This is a genomic window from Zhongshania sp. (genome assembly GCF_041584495.1).
Classification (GTDB): Bacteria; Pseudomonadota; Gammaproteobacteria; order Pseudomonadales; family Spongiibacteraceae; genus Spongiibacter.
This window is the reverse complement of sequence record NZ_JBFHDY010000070.1, coordinates 1-18,514: the sequence shown is the minus strand read 5'-3', so window position 1 is coordinate 18,514 and position 18,514 is coordinate 1. Positions and strand designations below refer to the sequence as shown.

At 49.9% G+C, this 18,514-nt stretch carries 17 protein-coding genes; 7 read left to right on the top strand and 10 right to left on the bottom strand.

The window, feature by feature from the left end; translation table 11 throughout:
• Positions 1 to 136 precede the first annotated feature (136 nt).
• Positions 137 to 343 carry a cold-shock protein gene (locus tag ABYP33_RS12030; protein WP_373091220.1) on the top strand — a complete coding sequence of 69 codons (207 nt, stop codon included), beginning with the start codon at positions 137 to 139 and terminating at the stop codon, positions 341 to 343.
• A 72-nt stretch (positions 344 to 415) separates the two neighbouring features.
• Here ABYP33_RS12030 and rlmKL read toward each other — a convergent pair whose 3' ends face one another.
• Entirely contained in the window at positions 416 to 2,587 is a 2,172-nt protein-coding gene (gene rlmKL, locus ABYP33_RS12025; RefSeq protein WP_373091218.1) for a bifunctional 23S rRNA (guanine(2069)-N(7))-methyltransferase RlmK/23S rRNA (guanine(2445)-N(2))-methyltransferase RlmL, read from the bottom strand.
• Positions 2,588 to 2,834: 247 nt separating this feature from the next.
• On the opposite strand from rlmKL, the gene rmf reads away from it, so the two are divergent.
• A complete protein-coding gene (gene rmf, locus ABYP33_RS12020) occupies positions 2,835 to 3,038 on the top strand; it encodes a ribosome modulation factor (protein ID WP_008249830.1) in 204 nt (67 codons plus the stop codon).
• Positions 3,039 to 3,102: 64 nt separating this feature from the next.
• On the opposite strand, the gene rluB is transcribed toward rmf, so the two are convergent.
• The 5 genes from rluB to ABYP33_RS11995 all read right to left on the bottom strand — a co-directional run bounded on the left by rluB (position 3,103) and on the right by ABYP33_RS11995 (position 7,148).
• Positions 3,103 to 3,891 (bottom strand): 23S rRNA pseudouridine(2605) synthase RluB, encoded by a 789-nt coding sequence (gene rluB / locus ABYP33_RS12015; RefSeq protein ID WP_373091216.1) that lies wholly within the window; start codon positions 3,889 to 3,891, stop codon positions 3,103 to 3,105.
• On the bottom strand, positions 3,891 to 4,652 hold the full coding sequence (scpB, locus tag ABYP33_RS12010; protein WP_373091214.1) for an SMC-Scp complex subunit ScpB: 762 nt from the start codon (positions 4,650 to 4,652) through the stop codon (positions 3,891 to 3,893). The genes rluB and scpB overlap by 1 nt, the downstream gene beginning before the upstream one ends.
• A complete protein-coding gene (locus ABYP33_RS12005) occupies positions 4,652 to 5,596 on the bottom strand; it encodes a ScpA family protein (RefSeq protein WP_373091212.1) in 945 nt (314 codons plus the stop codon). Before ABYP33_RS12005 ends, scpB begins: the two co-directional genes overlap by 1 nt.
• A gap of 63 nt (positions 5,597 to 5,659) precedes the next feature.
• Positions 5,660 to 6,289: an L-threonylcarbamoyladenylate synthase gene (locus ABYP33_RS12000; RefSeq protein ID WP_373091211.1), complete on the bottom strand. Its 630-nt coding sequence runs from the start codon at positions 6,287 to 6,289 to the stop codon at positions 5,660 to 5,662.
• 31 nt (positions 6,290 to 6,320) lie between these two features.
• Positions 6,321 to 7,148: a PHP domain-containing protein gene (locus ABYP33_RS11995; RefSeq protein ID WP_373091209.1), complete on the bottom strand. Its 828-nt coding sequence runs from the start codon at positions 7,146 to 7,148 to the stop codon at positions 6,321 to 6,323.
• A 143-nt stretch (positions 7,149 to 7,291) separates the two neighbouring features.
• Between ABYP33_RS11995 and ABYP33_RS11990 the strand changes: the two genes are divergently transcribed.
• The 5 genes from ABYP33_RS11990 (at position 7,292) to ABYP33_RS11970 (ending at position 10,442) form a co-directional block, all read left to right on the top strand.
• A complete protein-coding gene (locus ABYP33_RS11990) occupies positions 7,292 to 7,993 on the top strand; it encodes a VC0807 family protein (RefSeq protein WP_373091206.1) in 702 nt (233 codons plus the stop codon).
• A gap of 8 nt (positions 7,994 to 8,001) precedes the next feature.
• Positions 8,002 to 8,301, top strand: coding sequence for a YciI family protein (locus ABYP33_RS11985; RefSeq protein WP_373091205.1), 300 nt, complete (start codon positions 8,002 to 8,004; stop codon positions 8,299 to 8,301).
• Positions 8,302 to 8,386: 85 nt separating this feature from the next.
• Complete coding sequence (locus tag ABYP33_RS11980) at positions 8,387 to 9,058, top strand: TIGR04211 family SH3 domain-containing protein (protein ID WP_373091204.1); 672 nt, start codon at positions 8,387 to 8,389, stop codon at positions 9,056 to 9,058.
• 5 nt (positions 9,059 to 9,063) lie between these two features.
• A complete protein-coding gene (locus ABYP33_RS11975; RefSeq protein ID WP_373091203.1) occupies positions 9,064 to 9,654 on the top strand; it encodes a peptidylprolyl isomerase in 591 nt (196 codons plus the stop codon).
• Between the two features lie 29 nt (positions 9,655 to 9,683).
• Positions 9,684 to 10,442 (top strand): pyridoxine 5'-phosphate synthase, encoded by a 759-nt coding sequence (locus tag ABYP33_RS11970; RefSeq protein ID WP_373091201.1) that lies wholly within the window; start codon positions 9,684 to 9,686, stop codon positions 10,440 to 10,442.
• Between the two features lie 62 nt (positions 10,443 to 10,504).
• On the opposite strand, the gene ABYP33_RS11965 is transcribed toward ABYP33_RS11970, so the two are convergent.
• The 4 genes from ABYP33_RS11965 to ABYP33_RS11950 form a co-directional block, all read right to left on the bottom strand.
• Positions 10,505 to 12,211 carry a ShlB/FhaC/HecB family hemolysin secretion/activation protein gene (locus ABYP33_RS11965; protein ID WP_373091199.1) on the bottom strand — a complete coding sequence of 569 codons (1,707 nt, stop codon included), beginning with the start codon at positions 12,209 to 12,211 and terminating at the stop codon, positions 10,505 to 10,507.
• Positions 12,212 to 12,331: 120 nt separating this feature from the next.
• Positions 12,332 to 14,050 carry an OmpA family protein gene (locus tag ABYP33_RS11960; RefSeq protein WP_373091198.1) on the bottom strand — a complete coding sequence of 573 codons (1,719 nt, stop codon included), beginning with the start codon at positions 14,048 to 14,050 and terminating at the stop codon, positions 12,332 to 12,334.
• 739 nt (positions 14,051 to 14,789) lie between these two features.
• Complete coding sequence (locus tag ABYP33_RS11955) at positions 14,790 to 16,502, bottom strand: ShlB/FhaC/HecB family hemolysin secretion/activation protein (protein ID WP_373091197.1); 1,713 nt, start codon at positions 16,500 to 16,502, stop codon at positions 14,790 to 14,792.
• An 85-nt stretch (positions 16,503 to 16,587) separates the two neighbouring features.
• Positions 16,588 to 18,078 carry an OmpA family protein gene (locus ABYP33_RS11950; RefSeq protein WP_373091196.1) on the bottom strand — a complete coding sequence of 497 codons (1,491 nt, stop codon included), beginning with the start codon at positions 18,076 to 18,078 and terminating at the stop codon, positions 16,588 to 16,590.
• Positions 18,079 to 18,514: the final 436 nt, after the last annotated feature.

The following is an 18,514-nucleotide window of genomic DNA, read 5'->3' as shown; positions in this document are numbered from 1 at the left end:
TGGCTACGGATGCAGCTTGGTTTTATGTATAAGCACCACGAAGTCGTTTTAAGTACCTCGTTCTGTTTCATAAGTCCCTGCCTATCTCAGCTCAAGCACCATAAAAGGCATTTATTAACACAACGAGGCACATGTTATGTCCAGAAGTACCGGAAAAGTAAAATGGTTTAATGAAACAAAGGGCTTTGGCTTTATTGAGCAGGAGTCTGGCCCAGATGTTTTTGTTCACTTTAGCGCTATTGGCGGCACCGGTTTTAAAACCCTAGCTGAAGGTCAAACCGTAGAGTTTGATGTACAGACTGGCCAAAAAGGGCCACAAGCGGCTAACGTTATTGCGATTTAAAGCAATATTTAGCAAAAAAGCCCGCGGTGAATTATCACTGCGGGCTTTTTTATTCCAGCCTTGCCTCTGCTCTCAGCGGGTAATATACCAACAGTAATGGATCGGTTTACCGCCACGCGAAAAGTCTTCATCAAGAGACCATCGCGTTCGGTCTTCCATTTTATAATGACTAGATAAGTCCTGGTCTAAAATAAAATCGCGCTTATTGGTAGAGAATATCAACAAGCCCTCTGGTGCCAACAGCGCCATTGCATCGTTAATTAATTCGCTGTGATCGCGCTGAATATCTAAGACGTCATCCATGCGTTTAGAGTTTGAGAACGTCGGCGGATCCAATAATATAAGGTCGTACTGATCTTTACAGTCTTTCATCCAACGCCGGCAATCACCGTGTTCTGTGCGATGGCGGGATTCACTCAAACCATTTAGTGACAAATTACGTCGCGCCCACTGCAAATAGGTATGAGACATGTCCACCGAGGTAGTGACCTTGGCGCCACCGATACCCGCCTGCACCGAGGCAACTGCCGTATAACTAAACAAGTTTAAAAAGCGTTTATTCTTCGCTCTTGCCGCAATATCAAGACGCACCGGGCGATGATCCAAAAACAAACCGGTGTCTAAATAATCATGCAGATTAACCAACACCTTGGCCTGGCCTTCTTTAAGCTCCATTACCGTATTGCGCGGTGCTTGACGCTGGTATTGATCTTTACCGCGCTGACGACGACGCTCCTTAACCGCAATATGATTGGCCGAAACATTAAAAACCTGACTCACCGCCTCAATGACTTCGCGCAAACGACGCTCAGCATCTTCCTCCGGCACCGAGATTGGCGCCATGTATTCGGCAATGTGTACCGCGCTGCCATAACAATCAACTGCGACGGCGTATTCGGGCATATCTGCGTCATAAACCCGAAAGCATTCGATGCCGTTTTTAGCTCGCCATTTCGACAGACGCTTTAGGTTTTTACGCAGACGATTGGCAAACATTTGTCCGCCCGAGGTGAGCTGCAGTGTTTCTGCAGGGTTCTCTTGCTGAACATCAGCACGGCGTTCTCGCACTTGCGCCTCTGGCCCAATATTAAACAGCAACAACTTGGCCGGAATGGTGCCATTGAGCAATTGATATTGCTTGTAACTGCGAACCCCCATGCGTTTGCCCAAATCGGCATTGCCTGTAAAAACCGCCCCCTGCCAACCGCTAAAGTGCGCGAGCATCGACTGCCCTAAATGACGATACAAATGCAGCAACTCCGCCTGCTCACCCAAGCGCTCACCATACGGAGGATTAGTAATTAATAGACCGTGGTCCAACTCGCGATGCGTTGGCTTAACCAACTGAGCAAGCTCCCGGCGAGAGACTTTAATAAAACGCGCCAAACCGGCGTTTTCTATATTTTCCTGTGCTTGAGCAACAATTTTACCATTAGCATCGTATCCGCGAATTTCTGGCCATTCCCGCATTAAGGCTAAACTGCGGTGAGCCTCCGCTTGCTCAACAATCCGTTCCCACAGCGCCTGGTCATGATCTAGCCAGCCGCGAAAGCCCCAGCGCTGACGCAGCAACCCCGGTGCAATATTCATGGCCATCATTGCGCCTTCAATAAGCAAGGTGCCGGAGCCACACATGGGATCAATTAACGCCCCTGCGCGACTCGCAATACCTGGCCAATCGGCTCGAAGCAACAGCGCCGCCGCCAAGTTTTCCTTTAGCGGCGCCATCGCGCCACTGGAACGGTAACCGCGACGGTGTAAGCTTTCACCAGACAGGTCGATACAAGCCGTGACTTGCCCCCGATTTAAGCGAATATTAATGCGGATATCTGGCGCATTTTTATCAACACTGGGTCGTGTCTCGCCTCGGGCCAGAAAATAATCAACAAGCGCGTCCTTACTTTTTAAGGCGCCAAAATGGCTATTCCGAATTTCGTCGGTCTGACCATTAAAATCGACGCTAATACTATTACTCGCCAGCATGTGATCCTGCCAATCGATAGCAGACAATCCTTGATAGAGATCATCGGCACTTTCACCGCGAAACTCCGACAGTATCAACAGAACACGGTTGGCTAACCGCGACCACAAACACAGGCGATACATCGCCGCAAGATCGGCGTTAAAAATCATCGCGCCAACGGTTTCCCGCAACGGCTCACCACCTAAGCTGGCGATTTCTGCCGCAAGCAACTGCTCTAGGCCTTTAGGACAGGTGGCGATAAAAGAACGCTTTTGACTCATAAAACCTCTGGGGAGAACTGGTAGTAAATTTAAATTCTTTTACAAACAATAGCATACCGCCTTATACGACCTTCTTCTAAAAGGCTATATTCATATAAGCAATAGGTCTTCGACGAGCACCATGAAAGTTTGATTACATGGGGTTCCCACCGCGATAAGTCTCGCGATGGTGCCAGAAAACTGGGTTAGGCGCACTGAAGATAACCCAGAGCGACATGTTGACTATAATGCTGGAGGCGTATGCCCAATGAGAAGACAGAAACGCGACATGACCGAAAGAGCTTACCAACGCGGCTATCAGGCCGGCATAGCTGGAAGACAAAAAGACAACTGCCCACATAATCAAGACCAACTCAGACAGGAATGGCTAACCGGCTGGCGAGAAGGCCGAACCGACCACTGGGATGGCATCGACACCGCTACCGCGCTTGAAAAACAAGCAATCCACTGACTCCACGACAAACCTTTGACCATCACCATTCAAAAGGGCCCCTACGGGCCTTTTTTATGCCTGCCTAACGCGACTTCCGACCCCGCCCGCCCGCTGGGGCGCTCAACGGTGCAGGCATATCTGCCATTTGGTATACCGTGGCAATTTCAGGATCGCTCAATTCAGTCCATTGCCCGACCTTGACTTTAGAGGGTATGAAAACCGAACCATAGCGGACACGCTTCAAACGGTTAACCTGTAAACCTTGAGACTCCCACAAACGCCGAACTTCCCGGTTTCGACCCTCCATAATCACCACGTAATACCAGTGGTTAAAGCCTTCTCCACCGCCGTCAGCGATGTCGGCAAACTTCGCCAGACCGTCCTCTAACTGCACGCCATCGCGCAATTGCTGCATCATAGCGGGGGTTGCGCTGCCCATGACTCGACATAAATACTCCCGTTCAATGGTCGTTGAAGGGTGCATCAGTTTATTGGCTAGATCGCCATCGGTGGTAAATAACAGCAAGCCGGTAGTATTAAAATCCAGCCTACCAACCGAAATCCAACGCTCTCCTTGGAGACGAGGAAGACGATCAAATACCGAGCGACGTCCCTCAGGGTCTTTGCGGCTGCAGATTTCGCCCTCGGGCTTGTTGTAGAGCAGTATCCGTGGCTTAGCAGCAGCGCCTTCAATGCGCAGCGGTTTACCGTCAAGTTGAATCTTGACACCCACGGCGACCCGGTCACCCAAGCCTGCCACCCTACCGTCGACGGTGACTCGACCGTCGCTGATGACTTTTTCCATTTCCCGGCGCGAACCTAAACCAGCACGCGCCAGAACTTTTTGTAGCTTTTCATCAGTTGGTATCATTAAAGAAGGACCTCGGGTGGCAAATTTGGGTCATGGCTGTCTTCGTCTTCATCATCGCCATTTTCGGCAACGGTGAGCTTGTCTCCGATACTGTCGTCCGCATCGTCATTCAAGGCTAAATCACTGCTTGCGTTATCACCATGTTCATCGCTGGCTTCTGTTTCAGACGCAGTATTATCTGGGGTGGGACTAAACTCGCCAGTGTCGAGATCCAGTTCCCCATTTAGGGTATCTAAATCGGCAATGTCGGCGAGGCTGGGCAATTCATCTAAATTGCGCAAATTAAAATAATCTAAAAATTTTCGGGTGGTGGCATACATTGCAGGGCGCCCCGGGACATCTTTATGGCCAACGACTCTAACCCACTCCCGCTCGAGCATGGTTTTAATAATCTGCGAACTTACCGCCACGCCGCGAATATCTTCGATATCGCCACGGGTGATTGGCTGGCGATAAGCGATCAAGGCTAATGTTTCAAGCATTGCGCGCGAATAACGCTGTGGCTTTTCCTCCCAGAGACGGCCAACCCATGGCCCAAGGTCTTCACAGACTTGCATGCGGTAGCCGCTAGCAACCACTTTGAGTTCAAAGCCTCGTCCATCGCAATCTTCTGCAATTGCCTTCAAGGTGTCCAAAATATCAGGCGTGGCCGGCCTGTCCTCGGGGTCAAATAGCGCGCTGAGCTGCTGCACCGAGAGTGGACGACCAACCGCCATAAGCGCGGCTTCTAAAATACGTTTTAATTGTTGTTGCTCGAGCATCAGATCACTTTCGCTTTCACGTGAATGGGACCAAAAGCTTCGGATTGCACTATTTCAACCAGCGACTCTTTGATCAACTCCATAATAGCCAGAAAAGTAACCACCACGCCCAAACGTCCCTCCTCCCCCTTAAACAGACTGACAAAAGGTACAAAACTGTCGGCACGCAGCGCGGCAAGCACTTCTGACATACGCTCACGGGTAGATAATTTTTCGCGTTGCACTTGGTGGCTTTCAAATAAATCAGCGCGGCGAAGCACGTCACCGAGCACCAGCATCAGCTCTTTAAGATCAACATCGGGCTCTGCCCGGCGTTTTTCCGCAGCGGGGGGATCAATGAGCGCAATATAGCTATCCCGGCCAATACGAGGAAGTTGATCAATACTTTCAGCGACTTGCTTAAACCGTTCATATTCTTGGAGGCGCCGAATTAGCTGCGCGCGGGGGTCTTCCTCATCGTCAAGCGCTTCCGCTGAACGAGGCAATAACATCCGCGACTTTATTTCAGCAAGCATCGCCGCCATCAACAGATATTCTGAGGCCAACTCAAACTGCATGGCACTCATCATATTCACGTATTGCATATACTGTTCAGTAATTTGCGCAACGTTGATCTCTAAGATGTCCAGATTCTGGCGTTTTATCAGGTATAGAAGTAGATCCAACGGGCCTTCAAAGGCCTCGAGAAAAACCTCAAGCGCCTCGGGCGGGATATACAAATCTTTGGGAATTTCAGTAAGCGCTTTGCCCTGCACTACGGCAAAGGGCATTTCCCCTTGCTGGGGCTGCTGGCGAATAGCTTTTAAGCTAATAATTTCCAGCGGTGCAACCGGTGGCTCGACGACCGGTTCCAAACGCCCAGCGCGGAGTTCTGCCGCCGATGAGGCATCTGCTGCGCGTTGCACAACCGGGTCGGGTTGCTGTTCTGTCTGCTCGTCTTGCACTGTTACTGAGATCTCACGATATCATCCACCAAGGGCGCGATTATACGTGGATCTGGCCGCCGGTCACAGTGAATCCTCGAATTGACTGACATCACCGAGGCCTCTGCGTATTATTACCGGAACTTCGTCCACCAAATCGATGACTGAGGTTGCCTCCATGCCGCAATAGCCGCCATCAATCACCAAATCAACCAAGCCACCGATCGTATCGCGAATATCATAGGGGTCCGTCATCGGCAGTTCTTCACCTGGCAATATCAAGCTCACACTCATCAGTGGCTCACCAAGCTCCGCAAGCAAATCCAAACAAATTTGATTAGCAGGTACGCGCAAGCCCACACTTTTACGCTTGGGCTGCAGCAAGCGCTTCGGCACCTCTGGGGTAGCCCGCAAAATAAAGGTGTACGGCCCCGGAATGTGCGCTTTTAATAGACGAAATGCAGAATTATCGACTTTGGCGTAGGTGCCCAGCTCAGAGAGATCACTGCACATCAAGGTAAAATTATGTTTGTCGTCGAGGCGACGAATAGCCCGCACCCGCTCTAGGGCGCTTTTATCCCCCAAATGGCAACCCAAGGCATAGGCAGAATCAGTTGGGTAAGCCACCACCCCGCCGCCGCGAATAATATCGGCTGCCTGCTTTATCAATCTGGCTTGTGGGTTTTCGGGGTGTATCTGAAAAAATTGGCTCACTGCAGCCTCCAATAATTATGTTCCAATCGATCTATTGCGTACACCAGCGATCCCAAACGGCCTTGCAAGGCGCAATGATTTTCCCGTCGCAACCCAATTCAGACCAACTGCTAGGGTGATGAAAATCACTACCGGCAGAGGCTTCCAGCTCAAACTGCTGACAAAGCTGCCTAAGATACGCCAAGTCCTGATTAGAAGGCTTGCCGTTGCACACTTCCAAGCCCTCGCCACCCACTTCTTTAAACTCGGCCAGCATGCGCCGCAATTTCGCATTCGTCATTTTATATTGCAACGGATGCGCCATAACTGCCACGCCGCCAGCATCACGAATCCAACTAACGACTTCGCCCAAATCGGGCCACACTGCCTTAATATCACCTACTTTACCGGCGCCAAGGTACTTATCAAAGGCCGCAGCCATTGAACTGACATGCCCCTCAGTCACCAAAAATCGAGCAAAATCCGGACGACCAATTGCTCGCCCTGCCGCCAGCGTTGCGGCAGCTTCATAACTGCCGACAAAACCCAGTTTATCCAAGCGCTGACCGATCAGCTGGGCACGCGAATCTCGTGCGCTGCGCTGCCGCTCTAGTTCGTTGACAAACGCGGGGGCCATCGTATCAATACCCAAACCGAGCACATGAATATTCACGCCGGACCACGTGCAAGACAACTCTATTCCGGCCAGCAACTGCATTCCAGCACCGGCCTCGTCCTTAAGCGCAGCAAAACCGGCAACGGTGTCATGATCGGTGATCGCCAATAATTGCACACCCCGCTCACGAGCACGCCGAACCAACTCCAAGGGCGAAAGTCCGCCGTCAGAAGCCGTCGTGTGAGTATGCAAATCAACAATCAAAGCTAATCCCCTTGGAGGCTAGTGATGGATTTTGAAAATAGGTATAGTGGGCGGATTATCACTGCCCTGCAGCAGTGACGCAACAGCAGGTCGCGTTAATCAATCATTACCCGCTAAACAGCAAGCCAAAATTAGGATCCAATATGCCGGAACAGGCGCCAAACAAACAACGACACAGTGTCATCGTTAACCTGTTGTTCAATATCGTTATCCCCACCTTAATACTGACCAAACTCAGTAGCGAGGTGTACCTTGGCCCGCGCCTTAGCATCATAATTGCCCTGGCCTTCCCGCTTGCCTTCGGTTTTTACGACTTTGTAAAAGCCCGCCGCGCCAATATGTTTGCAATCTTGGGCTTTATCAGTGTCTTGCTAACCGGTGGCATCAGCCTATTAGAGCTCGACGCAGGGTATATCGCCATCAAGGAAGCAAGTATCCCAGCACTTATTGGCCTCGCGACGCTAATTTCACTTTATACCCCCTACCCGTTGATAAAAACCTTTATCTTTAATGATGAAATTATCGACACTGAAAAAGTCACCAACGCACTCAATCAAAACAATAGCGACGCGCTATTCCAAAAGGCATTGCAAACCGCAACCTATATGATTGCCTTTTCGTTTTTCTTGTCCGCCACCCTCAATTATGCGCTTGCCAAAATATTACTTATCAGTCCCCCTGGCAGTGCGGAATACAGTGCTGAACTCGGCAAAATGACTGGTCTAAGCTTTCCTGTTATCGCCCTGCCTTGCACAATAGTGATGTTGGGCGCGATGTTTTATCTGGTAAAGCGCATAGAAAAGCTCACATCGCTGAGCTTTGAAGAAATTTTCAGGCTCAATTAAGGATCCCCATGCTATACGCCGTAATCAGTGAAGATGTAAGCAATAGCCTAGCCAAACGTCTAGGGGCACGCCCAGACCATATTGCTCGCTTGCAAGATTTAAAAAGCCAAGGTCGCCTGATCATGGCCGGGCCGCACCCCGCCATTGACTCCGAAGACCCCGGCGAGGCGGGGTTTACTGGCAGCCTAATTATTGCTGAGTTTCCCAGTTTGGCCGATGCCCAGCATTGGGCAGATACTGACCCCTATATTGCAGCGGGCGTGTACGCCAAAGTAACAGTGAAACCCTACAAAAAGGTTTTGCCCTAAAAGTAAGAAAATTGAAGAAAGCCTCCGAGTGCTTTATTCTTTATTTTTTAATCGTTTATTGCAGCTTATTAACGTGGAAAATCCAGTGAAAAAATCGATTATTGCCAGCGCATCTTTTCTCCTACTGAGCGTCGGCAGCATGGCCTTCGCAGAAACTCGCTACATCAGCGACAAGATATACGTGCCATTGCGCGTCGGCGACAGCACCAAACACCGCATTATTCATCGCGGCCTGCCCAGTGGCGAAAAACTCGAATTACTCGAAACAAACAAAGACACTGGCTACTCGCGCGTAAAGACGGATCGCGGCGTTGAAGGTTGGCTACCCAGCCACTACTTGGTCGAAAACCCTGTTGCTCGGACCCTGTTAAACGCCGCAAAGCAACAAGTCACCGAACTGTCGAATTCCAACAAAGAGCTCCGCGAACAGCTTAAGAGCACCACCCAAACCAGCGCTCAAACCAGCAACATCGTCAGCGAGCTTGAACAGGAAAATACTGCGCTCAATGAGGAGCTTGGCGAAGTCAAACGAATATCAGCAAATGCGATCAAGCTAGACGAAGACAACAGACGCCTACTGGAATCCAATCAAATGCTCGCCAGTGAAGTCGACGTTTTAAAAACTGACAATGCGCGCCTACGAGAAAACAAAGAAAACGAATTTTTCTTAAACGGTGCTTTTGCCGTTTTAATTGGCGTTATGATCACCTTGATTATTCCAAAGATGATGCCAAAACGACGCTCTGATTGGAGTTAAAAACGATGCGCTATTTGTCGGCACTAGTAATTGTATTAGGTTTATTCTTACCCACTATCAGCCACAGTCAAACCGTTCCTAATCCGGTAGTGATTATAGAGACCAGCAAAGGCAATATTACCGTTGAGTTATATGCCGACAAAGCGCCAATAACCGTTGACAACTTTCTAGGCTATGTTCGCAGCGGCTTTTACAATGGCACAATATTTCACCGCGTTATTCGACGTTTTGCTGTGCAAGGTGGCGGTTTCACCCCAGACCTCGTTGAAAAAGACAATGGTGCGCCGATCATCAACGAGTCTAAGACGAGTAAATTGAGCAATGAACGCTGGACCATAGCGATGGCCAGAACAGACGATCCTAACAGCGCACAATCTCAATTTTATTTTAATATGCGTATGAACCTGAATCTCGACGCCAGAATGGGCAGAGACGGTTACGCCGTATTTGGAAAAATCATAGACGGACAAAACGTTGTTCGAGACATCGCTGTAAGCCGCACCCACAGCGTTGGTGGCTTCGATGATGTTCCCGTCGAACCCATTTTAATCACTAATACCAGGATCAAGCAGGTAAGTGATGTCCAGCAACTATAATCCATGCGCCTTAGCGCAAGGAATCGACCGTGACAAACCTAAGTATTAATTTAAACAAAATCGCGCTAATCCGAAACTCTCGAGATACTGACTATCCGAGCGTAACACTGCATGCAGCACGCTGTATTGCCGCAGGCGCTCAAGGGATTACCGTACACCCACGACCAGATCAACGCCATATTCGGGTAAGCGACTGCTTTGAGCTCGCAGAGATGTTAAATGTTGAATTTAATATCGAAGGAAATCCCTTTGCACCAGCAATGAAATCCACACGCAAAGACATTGCTGACTACCCCGGCTTTATGGAAATCATTCGCCAAATACGCCCAGCTCAGTGTACCTTAGTTCCCGACACCGACGCCCAATTAACGTCAGACCATGGCTTTGACCTGCATCGTGACGGCGAACGCCTAAAGCCAATTATTAGCGAATTAAAAGATCTTGGCGTGCGGGTGAGCTTGTTCATGGACCCCGAGCCCGAACAAATTCGCCTAGCTAAAACCATTGGCGCAGACCGCATAGAGCTCTACACGGGGCCCTATGCAGAAGCCTTCGGCGCAAAACATCAAGATGAGATTTTACTGCGCTTTATCGACGCCAGTATTTTGGCGGCCGATATCGAACTAGGACTAAATGCCGGTCACGACCTGAATTTGCATAATTTATTATTATTTAAAAATAGCGTAAGCGATTTGCGGGAAGTATCTATTGGTCACGCCTTTACAGTAGATGCTATTGAAATGGGCTTAGACGCCTGTATTAAAGCGTATTTGCGCTGCCTCCACTAAACTACACCCCTAAAATGACATCGCTGCACAATCAAACCGCGCTGCTGTGCAGCGATATCCATTTAAAAGACCTTTTTCAGTACAAAGTAAAAATCCGCCTCTAAGCGCTCCAACTCTGATGACGATACGAAGCCATCATCTGTCAGCGGCGTCGCGGCCACGGCATCCAGACTCACATTCCAACCCACGTCGGCCGAAACACGCACGCCAGCGTCGGCTATGCTTCGCTCATCGCCCGCTGAGCCCGACACATTCTCAAACCATGCCGCCCCGTATTCCGCAAACACTGCAGCACTCACATTCATACCGGCAATATGCAACTTGCGCTGCAGACTTATGTCAGCAAAATAGCCAGAATCGCCCGACAATACACCGGGCAAATAGGCGCTTATTGACTTCATACCGCCGAGCACCCACTGCTGCTGCTGTGGCAGTTGCTCATCCGCATATTGGGCAAAGAAGCTTACATTCAGCTCAGTTTCTTTTGACAAGGGAAGCTTGGCGGCAATCTTTGGCAAGACCGCAATAAAATCAGCGGTACGCGCTGCAGGCGCAACTTCTGGTGCCGACACTGCACCGGGGTTCTCAGCTAAATAACGAGTTCTAAAGCTGTCATAACTACCCAGCGTACCGCTGTCACCAGTAAGCCCCCCTTTAAGCGACAATTGCGCCGACCAACGAAATTGCCCACCCTCTAGGGTTTCCGCAGAGAAATACTTCGCCCCAAGCTCAAGGGTGCCGTAACCCTCATCTTGCAAGCTGCCAAACCCACTAATATCAAGCGTAGAGTCAACATACTCAAGACGCTGAAATAAATTTATGCGATAGGAGAAATCACTTGCCAAAACCTGCTCACCAGTCAACGCTAGCGCATTGATATCAGCATCTAAATCAATACTCTGCCCAGCGGTTGCGGCAGTAGTCGGCAGACACAAACCCAAGACAGAAAGCAGGTCACACACCACACCACCACTTGGCGCACTGGCGCTACCAGCACGGTAGCCAAGATGCTGACTATACTCAGTGTGGCTTGCCGTGATGCCATACAAACCTGAAGAAAAGGGCTTGTCTGCGGTAAGCTGGAAGCGGTGATAATCCTCTCCGCCTCGCGACTCACCTAAGTCGGTAAATGCCGTTTCATAGCCCAAGCCAACCCGACCACCATTTGCGAAATTATGATTCATGCCGATGTCACCAAAATATCGCCCGACATACCGGCTACCTTGGTTACCAAATTGCACAAAAAAATCAGTCGCGTCGTAATCTTCAGCCGGAGCAGCCTCAAACACCAAACTTACTGCTTCTGGGTCATTGTTATCAACAAAGAAAGTGGCTGAATAATTAACCCCTGTGCGCTGGCTTTTCACATTAGCCATCACGCGCGCACGCTCAAACTCAGCGCGGGTTAAATCTGGATCACCCTTTAAATCACTGAAATATTCGGTAACACCTTCGCCTTCTATAGCAACAACAGATGCCTGTACCGCGTGAATATAGACGGTACTCCCTTCTGGTGCATACTGCGTTACCACTAAAAGATGGCCCTTACGCAGGGTTAATGAATTCATTAATAAAATTGCTTGGGAGGGCGTCTTGGCCATCCCAAAAATAACGGACAACTCGGTCTCCTTTAAATAATGACTCCCTGTTACCCGCAATTCGTACCCATTGACCAAGCCAATATACGGCGCACGTGCACCCGCCGCCGTGCTTATTTCGGCGACGGAAGTCAATTGCGGCGGTAAGGCTGGGGGAAAATCAATAGCCATAATCTAGTCCTTTAATATGCATGGAATAAGCTCGTTGTTAACGGTAAAGGCATAAGCAGTAGCAGCAAGGAGCCCTTAAAGCTGCTTGCCCCTAGCTACCAGCTTGCCTCGCGCTAACGACTAATTTGTGAGGGTTTCTTCTTTGGTCAATTGAAATGTTTCAGCGTCGAGAATATTTAACTCGACCCGGCGGTTTTCAGCGCGCCCCTCGGGATTATCACTACCATCGTCATTCGCATTGGCCGCGACAGGCGAGCTCTCTCCGTAACCTCGGAACGCTAAACGCTTTTCATTAATGCCAGCATCTATCAAGTAATTGTAAACCGTGTTCGCACGGCGATATGACAGGCGAAGATTATAGGCATCACTACCCATCCAGTCGGTATGCCCGTCTACCGTCACCAGCGCGTCTGGCTGAGCGGCCAAGACGCGAACGGCGTGCTCTAATATAGGTAAGGACTCAGGCGTTAAATCTGCCTTGTCAAACTCAAAATTGACGCCGCGCAACACTAGCGGCGCATCCTCGGTTAAGTGACAACCTGTTAAAAACACAGGCATATTAGCCGGTGTATTCAGGCACTCATCACGCTCATCACAAACGCCGTCGGCATCACTGTCCTCACAGGCATCCAGCATTGCAAGCTGCAGCGGGCCGCCGCAAGCAAGGCCACCAGCACTGGCGCAGCTTCCGTCATTGCCACCGCCATTACTACCATCGCGACTGGGTTCATTGGCCACGCCAACCGATATCAAACCACCAGAACCCGATCCCGGACCATTCAGCGCACCAACGCCGACTACGCCGCCATTACCTGAATTGGCGTCGTTTATCGCCGCGACCGCGATCGTCTCAGAATTGCCCGAATTGGCACCATTCAATACCGCAACTGCGCCTAAACCAGAGTTTCCGGAGTTATCACCGTTTAACACCCCAACGCCTGCACTATCGCCGTTACCCGCGTTATCACCGTTTAAAACACCCACTCCGGCGGTGTCACCATTCCCCGAATTATTGCCATTTAATACGGCAATACCAGCACTTCCACCATTACCGGAATCATTGCCATTTAGCACGGCAATGCCCGCAGCGCCGCCATTACCAACATTGCTACCAGACAAAACACCTGCCGCAATCCCGTCGCTATTTCCAGAGTTACTTCCCGACAGCGCGGCAACCCCTAGAACGCCACCGTTGCCACTATTCTCGCCACCTAAGATGCTAATACCTGCGTATTCGCCGTTTCCGGAGTTACTACCAGACAATACGGCCACACCAATTGCGCCGCCATTACCACCGGAACCAGAGTCAAGTAGCGACAATCCCAATAGGCTGTTCTCAGCCCCGTCTATAACTAAGCCCTCACCCTGACCCAAGCCAGGAAGCGCAAACTCAGTCGGTATACCCTTGAGTAAATCGACCGCCACGTCAGTTACCATGCCATTCGGCCCGACTAAACTCCGAAGCTGCGTCGCCAAGCCCGCCTCATAGCTTAAACCAAGCGCGTTGAGTAGTTGGGACAAGCCCAAGGCATCGAGGGGGATGATGGCCTCGCTGCCAGTTTTATTTCCGAGCCCAACCGTCTCCGTAGAAGCCAATGTCACGCCGAGATCATTTTCTGGGTTGAGCAAATCGGCACCAAGAAAGTCGTTGTCGCCAGTGCCTACCGGGTCTAGCACTGACGCACCAATACTACCGACCGTGGAGCCAACTTCGGAAAATAGTTGCTGCAGGCCTAAACTATTGAGTAGATCCGTTAAACCATCTGCCGAAGCAATTGGCGCGGACACCATCATTGAGATGATTAACGAGACAGACAGCAGTCTGCGAATAGACTTCATTTGGCAACTCCATTTGTAAAAAAAGAAACAAAAATTCAGAATTTAAATTCTTGAGGATTTCAAATCGACATAATGATGACGCGCCACAGGCGTCAACACTTCCATTGGAAACATTAGCAAAGCTGGTAAGAAGCTCTCTCTTCTCGGCACACAGAAACAACACTTTGCAGAGACACCATTGCAAAGCGCAATTTTAAAAAAATAGGAATAGTTGTAGATGTACTTAACGCCGCTTCGCTTTCGCAAAACATAGGTACTCTCCGTGTAGGCAGTAACATCTACTGCAATATGAACGTCGCTGTTCAATTCCCACTTCTATATATGACACCGCACAACCACTAGCGAGAAACTATTAATTGGCACGGCATAAACGCTAGAAGAAGCGCATTAAGGCCATTGTATTAATAAGCGAGACAAAGTCACCATTTACGCCAACAATAAATCAAAACATGTGAACACCATCACAGCTAATTTATTAGGATTTGCTAGCAACGGCACACCGTTTAAATAGTGCGTCATAAAAACTGGCTATAAAACCAAATTGAGCATCTTTCATTAAATGCACTAAAGCGAAGGCAATTTTCATCTTATTAGTGACCACACATTAGTGGCAACTAACACGAAATCAGGGAATATGAGCGCAGAAAGGACACGATACAAATTTCGCGGGGAACTTGGAAAAAACAATATGTCACGGGTAACTGGGCACACGAGTGCCAGTTACCCGTGTTAGCGCAAATCAAAATATTTTTTTAATGGCAAAGAAAAAATCTGCTTCGAAAGCTTTCGGCGCGGACGAACTTGCAAAGCCGTCATCAGCCAAGGAGCGTGCAAATACCGCGTCCAACTGCACATCCCAACCCAAATCAGCACTAAATTTAACACCGGCATCCACAATACTACGGGTTTCACCCTCAAGACCTGAGGCATTTTCGAACCATGCCGCGCCGTACTCAACAAAGACTTCTGGCTCGACTTCGATACCGAGTACAGCAATCGTTTTAGCGTAATCTAACTTACCGTAGTAGCCAGAATCACCCGACAAAACCCCTGGTAAATAGGCGCTAATTGATCCCATACCACCCAGGACCCACTGCTGTTGCTGGGGCAATTGCTCATTGGCGAACTGGGCCATCGCATTCAGCCGTAAATTTCCACTATCAGCAAGCGGGAGCTTGGCCGTAAAGCGCGGCAATACGCTTATAAACTCTGCCGTTCGCGCCGCTGGCACCACCTGCGGCGTACTTGTCGCACCGGGGTTGTTGCTCAAATACTGAGTGCGATACGCAGGGTAGGTCCCTAAGCTACCGCTATCGCCAGTTAATCCGGTTTTAACTGAAAGCTGAGCAGACCACCGCAAAGACCTTGGCCCACGCAGGTCAGCGGCAAAATACTTTGCACCAACTTCAAGGGTTGCGTACTTTTCATCTTGTAAATTACCAAAAACACCTACATCGATTTGTGAGTCGATGTAATCGATACGCTCGAACACATTTAGTCTTGAGCTTAAATCGCTGGCCAATACTTGCTCACCCGATACCCCAAGCGTATTGATTTTGGCATCTAATCCCACTTTTTGGGTACTCGTCGTTGTGGTTGAGCTAGGACTGCATAAGCCGAGCATACCCAGAGCATCACAAATCGGATCTGAGCCCGACGCTGTCGTTGTTGAGCTCGTTGTACTGCCTAGATCTTGAGAATACTCAGTATGCCCCGCACTAATGCCGTACAAGCCCTGCGCAATTGGATGATCTGCGGCTAATTGAATACGGTAGTAATCTTCGCCGCCGCGAGATTCGCCTAAATCGGTAAACGCTGTCTCTAAACTGCCGGTGGCGCGACTGCCATCTTTAAAATTATGACTTAGTCCAACGTCGCCAAAATAACGCCCAACGTAACGACTGCCTTGATTGCCAAATTTCAGCACCAAATCCGTGGCGTCGTAATCTTCACGGGGTTCACCAGAAAACACCATAACAACACGTTCGGGCGCATTTTCATCAACGACATAACTAACCGAATAATCAACACCCGTGCGTTCACTGCGCACGTTAGCCATCACTCTAGCGCGATCAAACTCACCGCGAGTTAGGTTTGGGTCATTTTTTAAGTCTGCAAAAAACGTGCTTATTTCGCCGCCCTTAAATCCCGTAACACGGGCCTGAAGAGCGTGAACATAAATAACATTACCCTCTGGCGCATACTGCATAGAAACCAGCATATGCCCTTTTCTAAGCGCCGCCGAACTCATCAGAAAAATCGCCTGTGATGGCGTTTTTGCCGATTTAAAAATCTTATCTAATTCATCGCGGCCCAATTGGTGGGCGCCGGAAACGCGGACTTGGTATCCATTCACCAAACCCTGATAAACACTACCGGTACCTGCCCACTCAGCAATCTGCGCTACGCTCGCCTGTTGCGGAGGAAGCGCGGAAGGAAAATCAATTGCCATATCATCGTCTCTAAACAATAAAAGCCAAGGGAGACCGCTCCCCAAAAAATGAGCGCTAGCCCTTACGCGCTAGCGCCGACACACCTCAACGCTGCGACAAGTTTTCTTCTTTCACCGCCTCAAAAACATCGGGCTGCAGAACATTTAGTTCTACGCGACGGTTTTCTGCACGCCCTTCAGGATTATCGCTGCCGTCTTCGTTTGCGTTCGCCGCAACCGGAACACTTTCCCCATAGCCACGAAATACTAGGCGATTTTCCTTAATTCCAGCATCAACCAAATAGTGATAAACCGTTCTCGCACGCTTATATGACAAGCGAATATTGTAGCTATCGCTGCCCATCCAATCAGTGTGACCATCTACCGCCACCAGAAAATCAGGCTGCGCATTCAACACGTTAACGGCCTGCTCCAAAATTGGATAAGATTCCGCGGTTAAGTCCCACTTATCAAATTCAAAATTAACGCCACGCAACACCAGCGGCGCATCCTCAGACAAGTGACAGCCCGTTAAAAATACCGGCATATCGGCGGGTGTATTTAAACACTCGTCTAACTCGTCGCACACACCGTCAAGATCAGCATCTTTACACGAATCCAACAGCGCCAAAGCGCCGATATCACCGCAGCCCACGCCGCCTGACGCAGAGCAACTACCATTATTGCCCACGCCGCCATTACTATTTGGCCCGAGGGGCGCATTGGCAACGGCAAGCGTAATCAAACCACCAGAACCCGAGCCTGGGCCGTTTAAAACCCCTGCACCGACCACGCCACCATTGGCGGAATTGGCGCCGTTTAAGATACCCACTGCAACGATGCCCGAGTTCCCTGAATTGGCACCATTTAATACCGCGACACCAGCCAGCTCGGAATTACCGGAATTCGACCCGCCAAGCACTGCAATACCGGCGCTGTCGCCGTTGCCCGAGCCACTCCCAGAGAGCACCGCCACACCGGCGCTACCGCCATTCCCGGAATTATCGCCAGACAGAACAGCGACCCCAACCATCTCGCCATTACCCGATGAACTAGCGCCCAAAACCGCCAAACCAACCGGCTGATCACCCAATCCAGGCAGAGGTGCGTTTGAACCCACGGCAGTGCCTACTTGCCCAGTACCGTCCTTTACACCGGCCGCCGCCGGCGCAGTAATTGATCCGTCTGGCCCGATAACGGCACGAATTCGTTCGGCACTACCACTTTCATAGCTTAAGCCGTATTCATTAGCAGCCTCGGAGCCACCGAGCTCATCTAAGGGAATTGCCGTGCCGGAGCCGGTCTTATTGCCAGATCCGGTCACTTCCTCTGAATTTGCGGTTAAGCCGAAATCATTCTCGGGGTTGAGCACATCAAGCCCCAGAAAATCGTTATCGCCGGTGCCGACCGGATCCAGCACCGAGCCACCAACCGTACCTACCGATTTACCAAATTCGGAAAAGAGCCCTGAAAGCCCTAGCGAATTTAAAAAATCAGTCATTGCATCAGCCTTGGCCACATTTGCTGTTAACAGCATAGGGGCTATTAACAAGGCACTCACCAGCACAGCTACTAGATACTGACGAACAGATCTCATGCCAAACTCCACACCCAACACAATGAAATTGCAACTGGACGCCAGCCAAAGCTGCTACCCAGACAGGAACCTTAGGCACCGCAAAACTCCGCTATATAAAGCGGCTATTTGATGCCCAAAACAAAATAATTATGAAAAACCACAGCGACGAATGCGCTATTTTCAGACCCTCACCGCCAGTTTTAAACTGCCGCCAAAACGCGCCTATCATAGGTTAAGCGCCGGAATACGCAATAGCCCCGATCATTAGTACAGTGTGAATATTCCATAATTGAGATACAGGCAGGGGTCTAGCATTGGCTCTTCATCATTAACGGGGGACACCGGCATTCATTAAACTGAATTTGCGAAGAAACAGTTTGATGGAGAATACCGATGTCCCACGCAGGAAGAATTATAGGCATACCTGGCCTTGAGATTGAACGGGTAGTTCGCA

What these genes read in the sequence shown, in the direction of transcription:
- ABYP33_RS11955 (WP_373091197.1), bottom strand. Translation starts at nt 16,502, where the DNA reads ATGGCAATTGATTTTCCTTCCGCGCTTCCTCCGCAACAGGCGAGCGTA.
- ABYP33_RS12030 (WP_373091220.1), top strand. Translation starts at nt 137, where the DNA reads ATGTCCAGAAGTACCGGAAAAGTAAAATGGTTTAATGAAACAAAGGGC.
- rlmKL (WP_373091218.1), bottom strand. Translation starts at nt 2,587, where the DNA reads ATGAGTCAAAAGCGTTCTTTTATCGCCACCTGTCCTAAAGGCCTAGAG.
- rluB (WP_373091216.1), bottom strand. Translation starts at nt 3,891, where the DNA reads ATGATACCAACTGATGAAAAGCTACAAAAAGTTCTGGCGCGTGCTGGT.
- ABYP33_RS11965 (WP_373091199.1), bottom strand. Translation starts at nt 12,211, where the DNA reads ATGGCTATTGATTTTCCCCCAGCCTTACCGCCGCAATTGACTTCCGTC.
- ABYP33_RS11990 (WP_373091206.1), top strand. Translation starts at nt 7,292, where the DNA reads ATGCCGGAACAGGCGCCAAACAAACAACGACACAGTGTCATCGTTAAC.
- ABYP33_RS11950 (WP_373091196.1), bottom strand. Translation starts at nt 18,078, where the DNA reads ATGAGATCTGTTCGTCAGTATCTAGTAGCTGTGCTGGTGAGTGCCTTG.
- rmf (WP_008249830.1), top strand. Translation starts at nt 2,835, where the DNA reads ATGAGAAGACAGAAACGCGACATGACCGAAAGAGCTTACCAACGCGGC.
- ABYP33_RS11975 (WP_373091203.1), top strand. Translation starts at nt 9,064, where the DNA reads ATGCGCTATTTGTCGGCACTAGTAATTGTATTAGGTTTATTCTTACCC.
- ABYP33_RS11960 (WP_373091198.1), bottom strand. Translation starts at nt 14,050, where the DNA reads ATGAAGTCTATTCGCAGACTGCTGTCTGTCTCGTTAATCATCTCAATG.
- scpB (WP_373091214.1), bottom strand. Translation starts at nt 4,652, where the DNA reads ATGCTCGAGCAACAACAATTAAAACGTATTTTAGAAGCCGCGCTTATG.
- ABYP33_RS11985 (WP_373091205.1), top strand. Translation starts at nt 8,002, where the DNA reads ATGCTATACGCCGTAATCAGTGAAGATGTAAGCAATAGCCTAGCCAAA.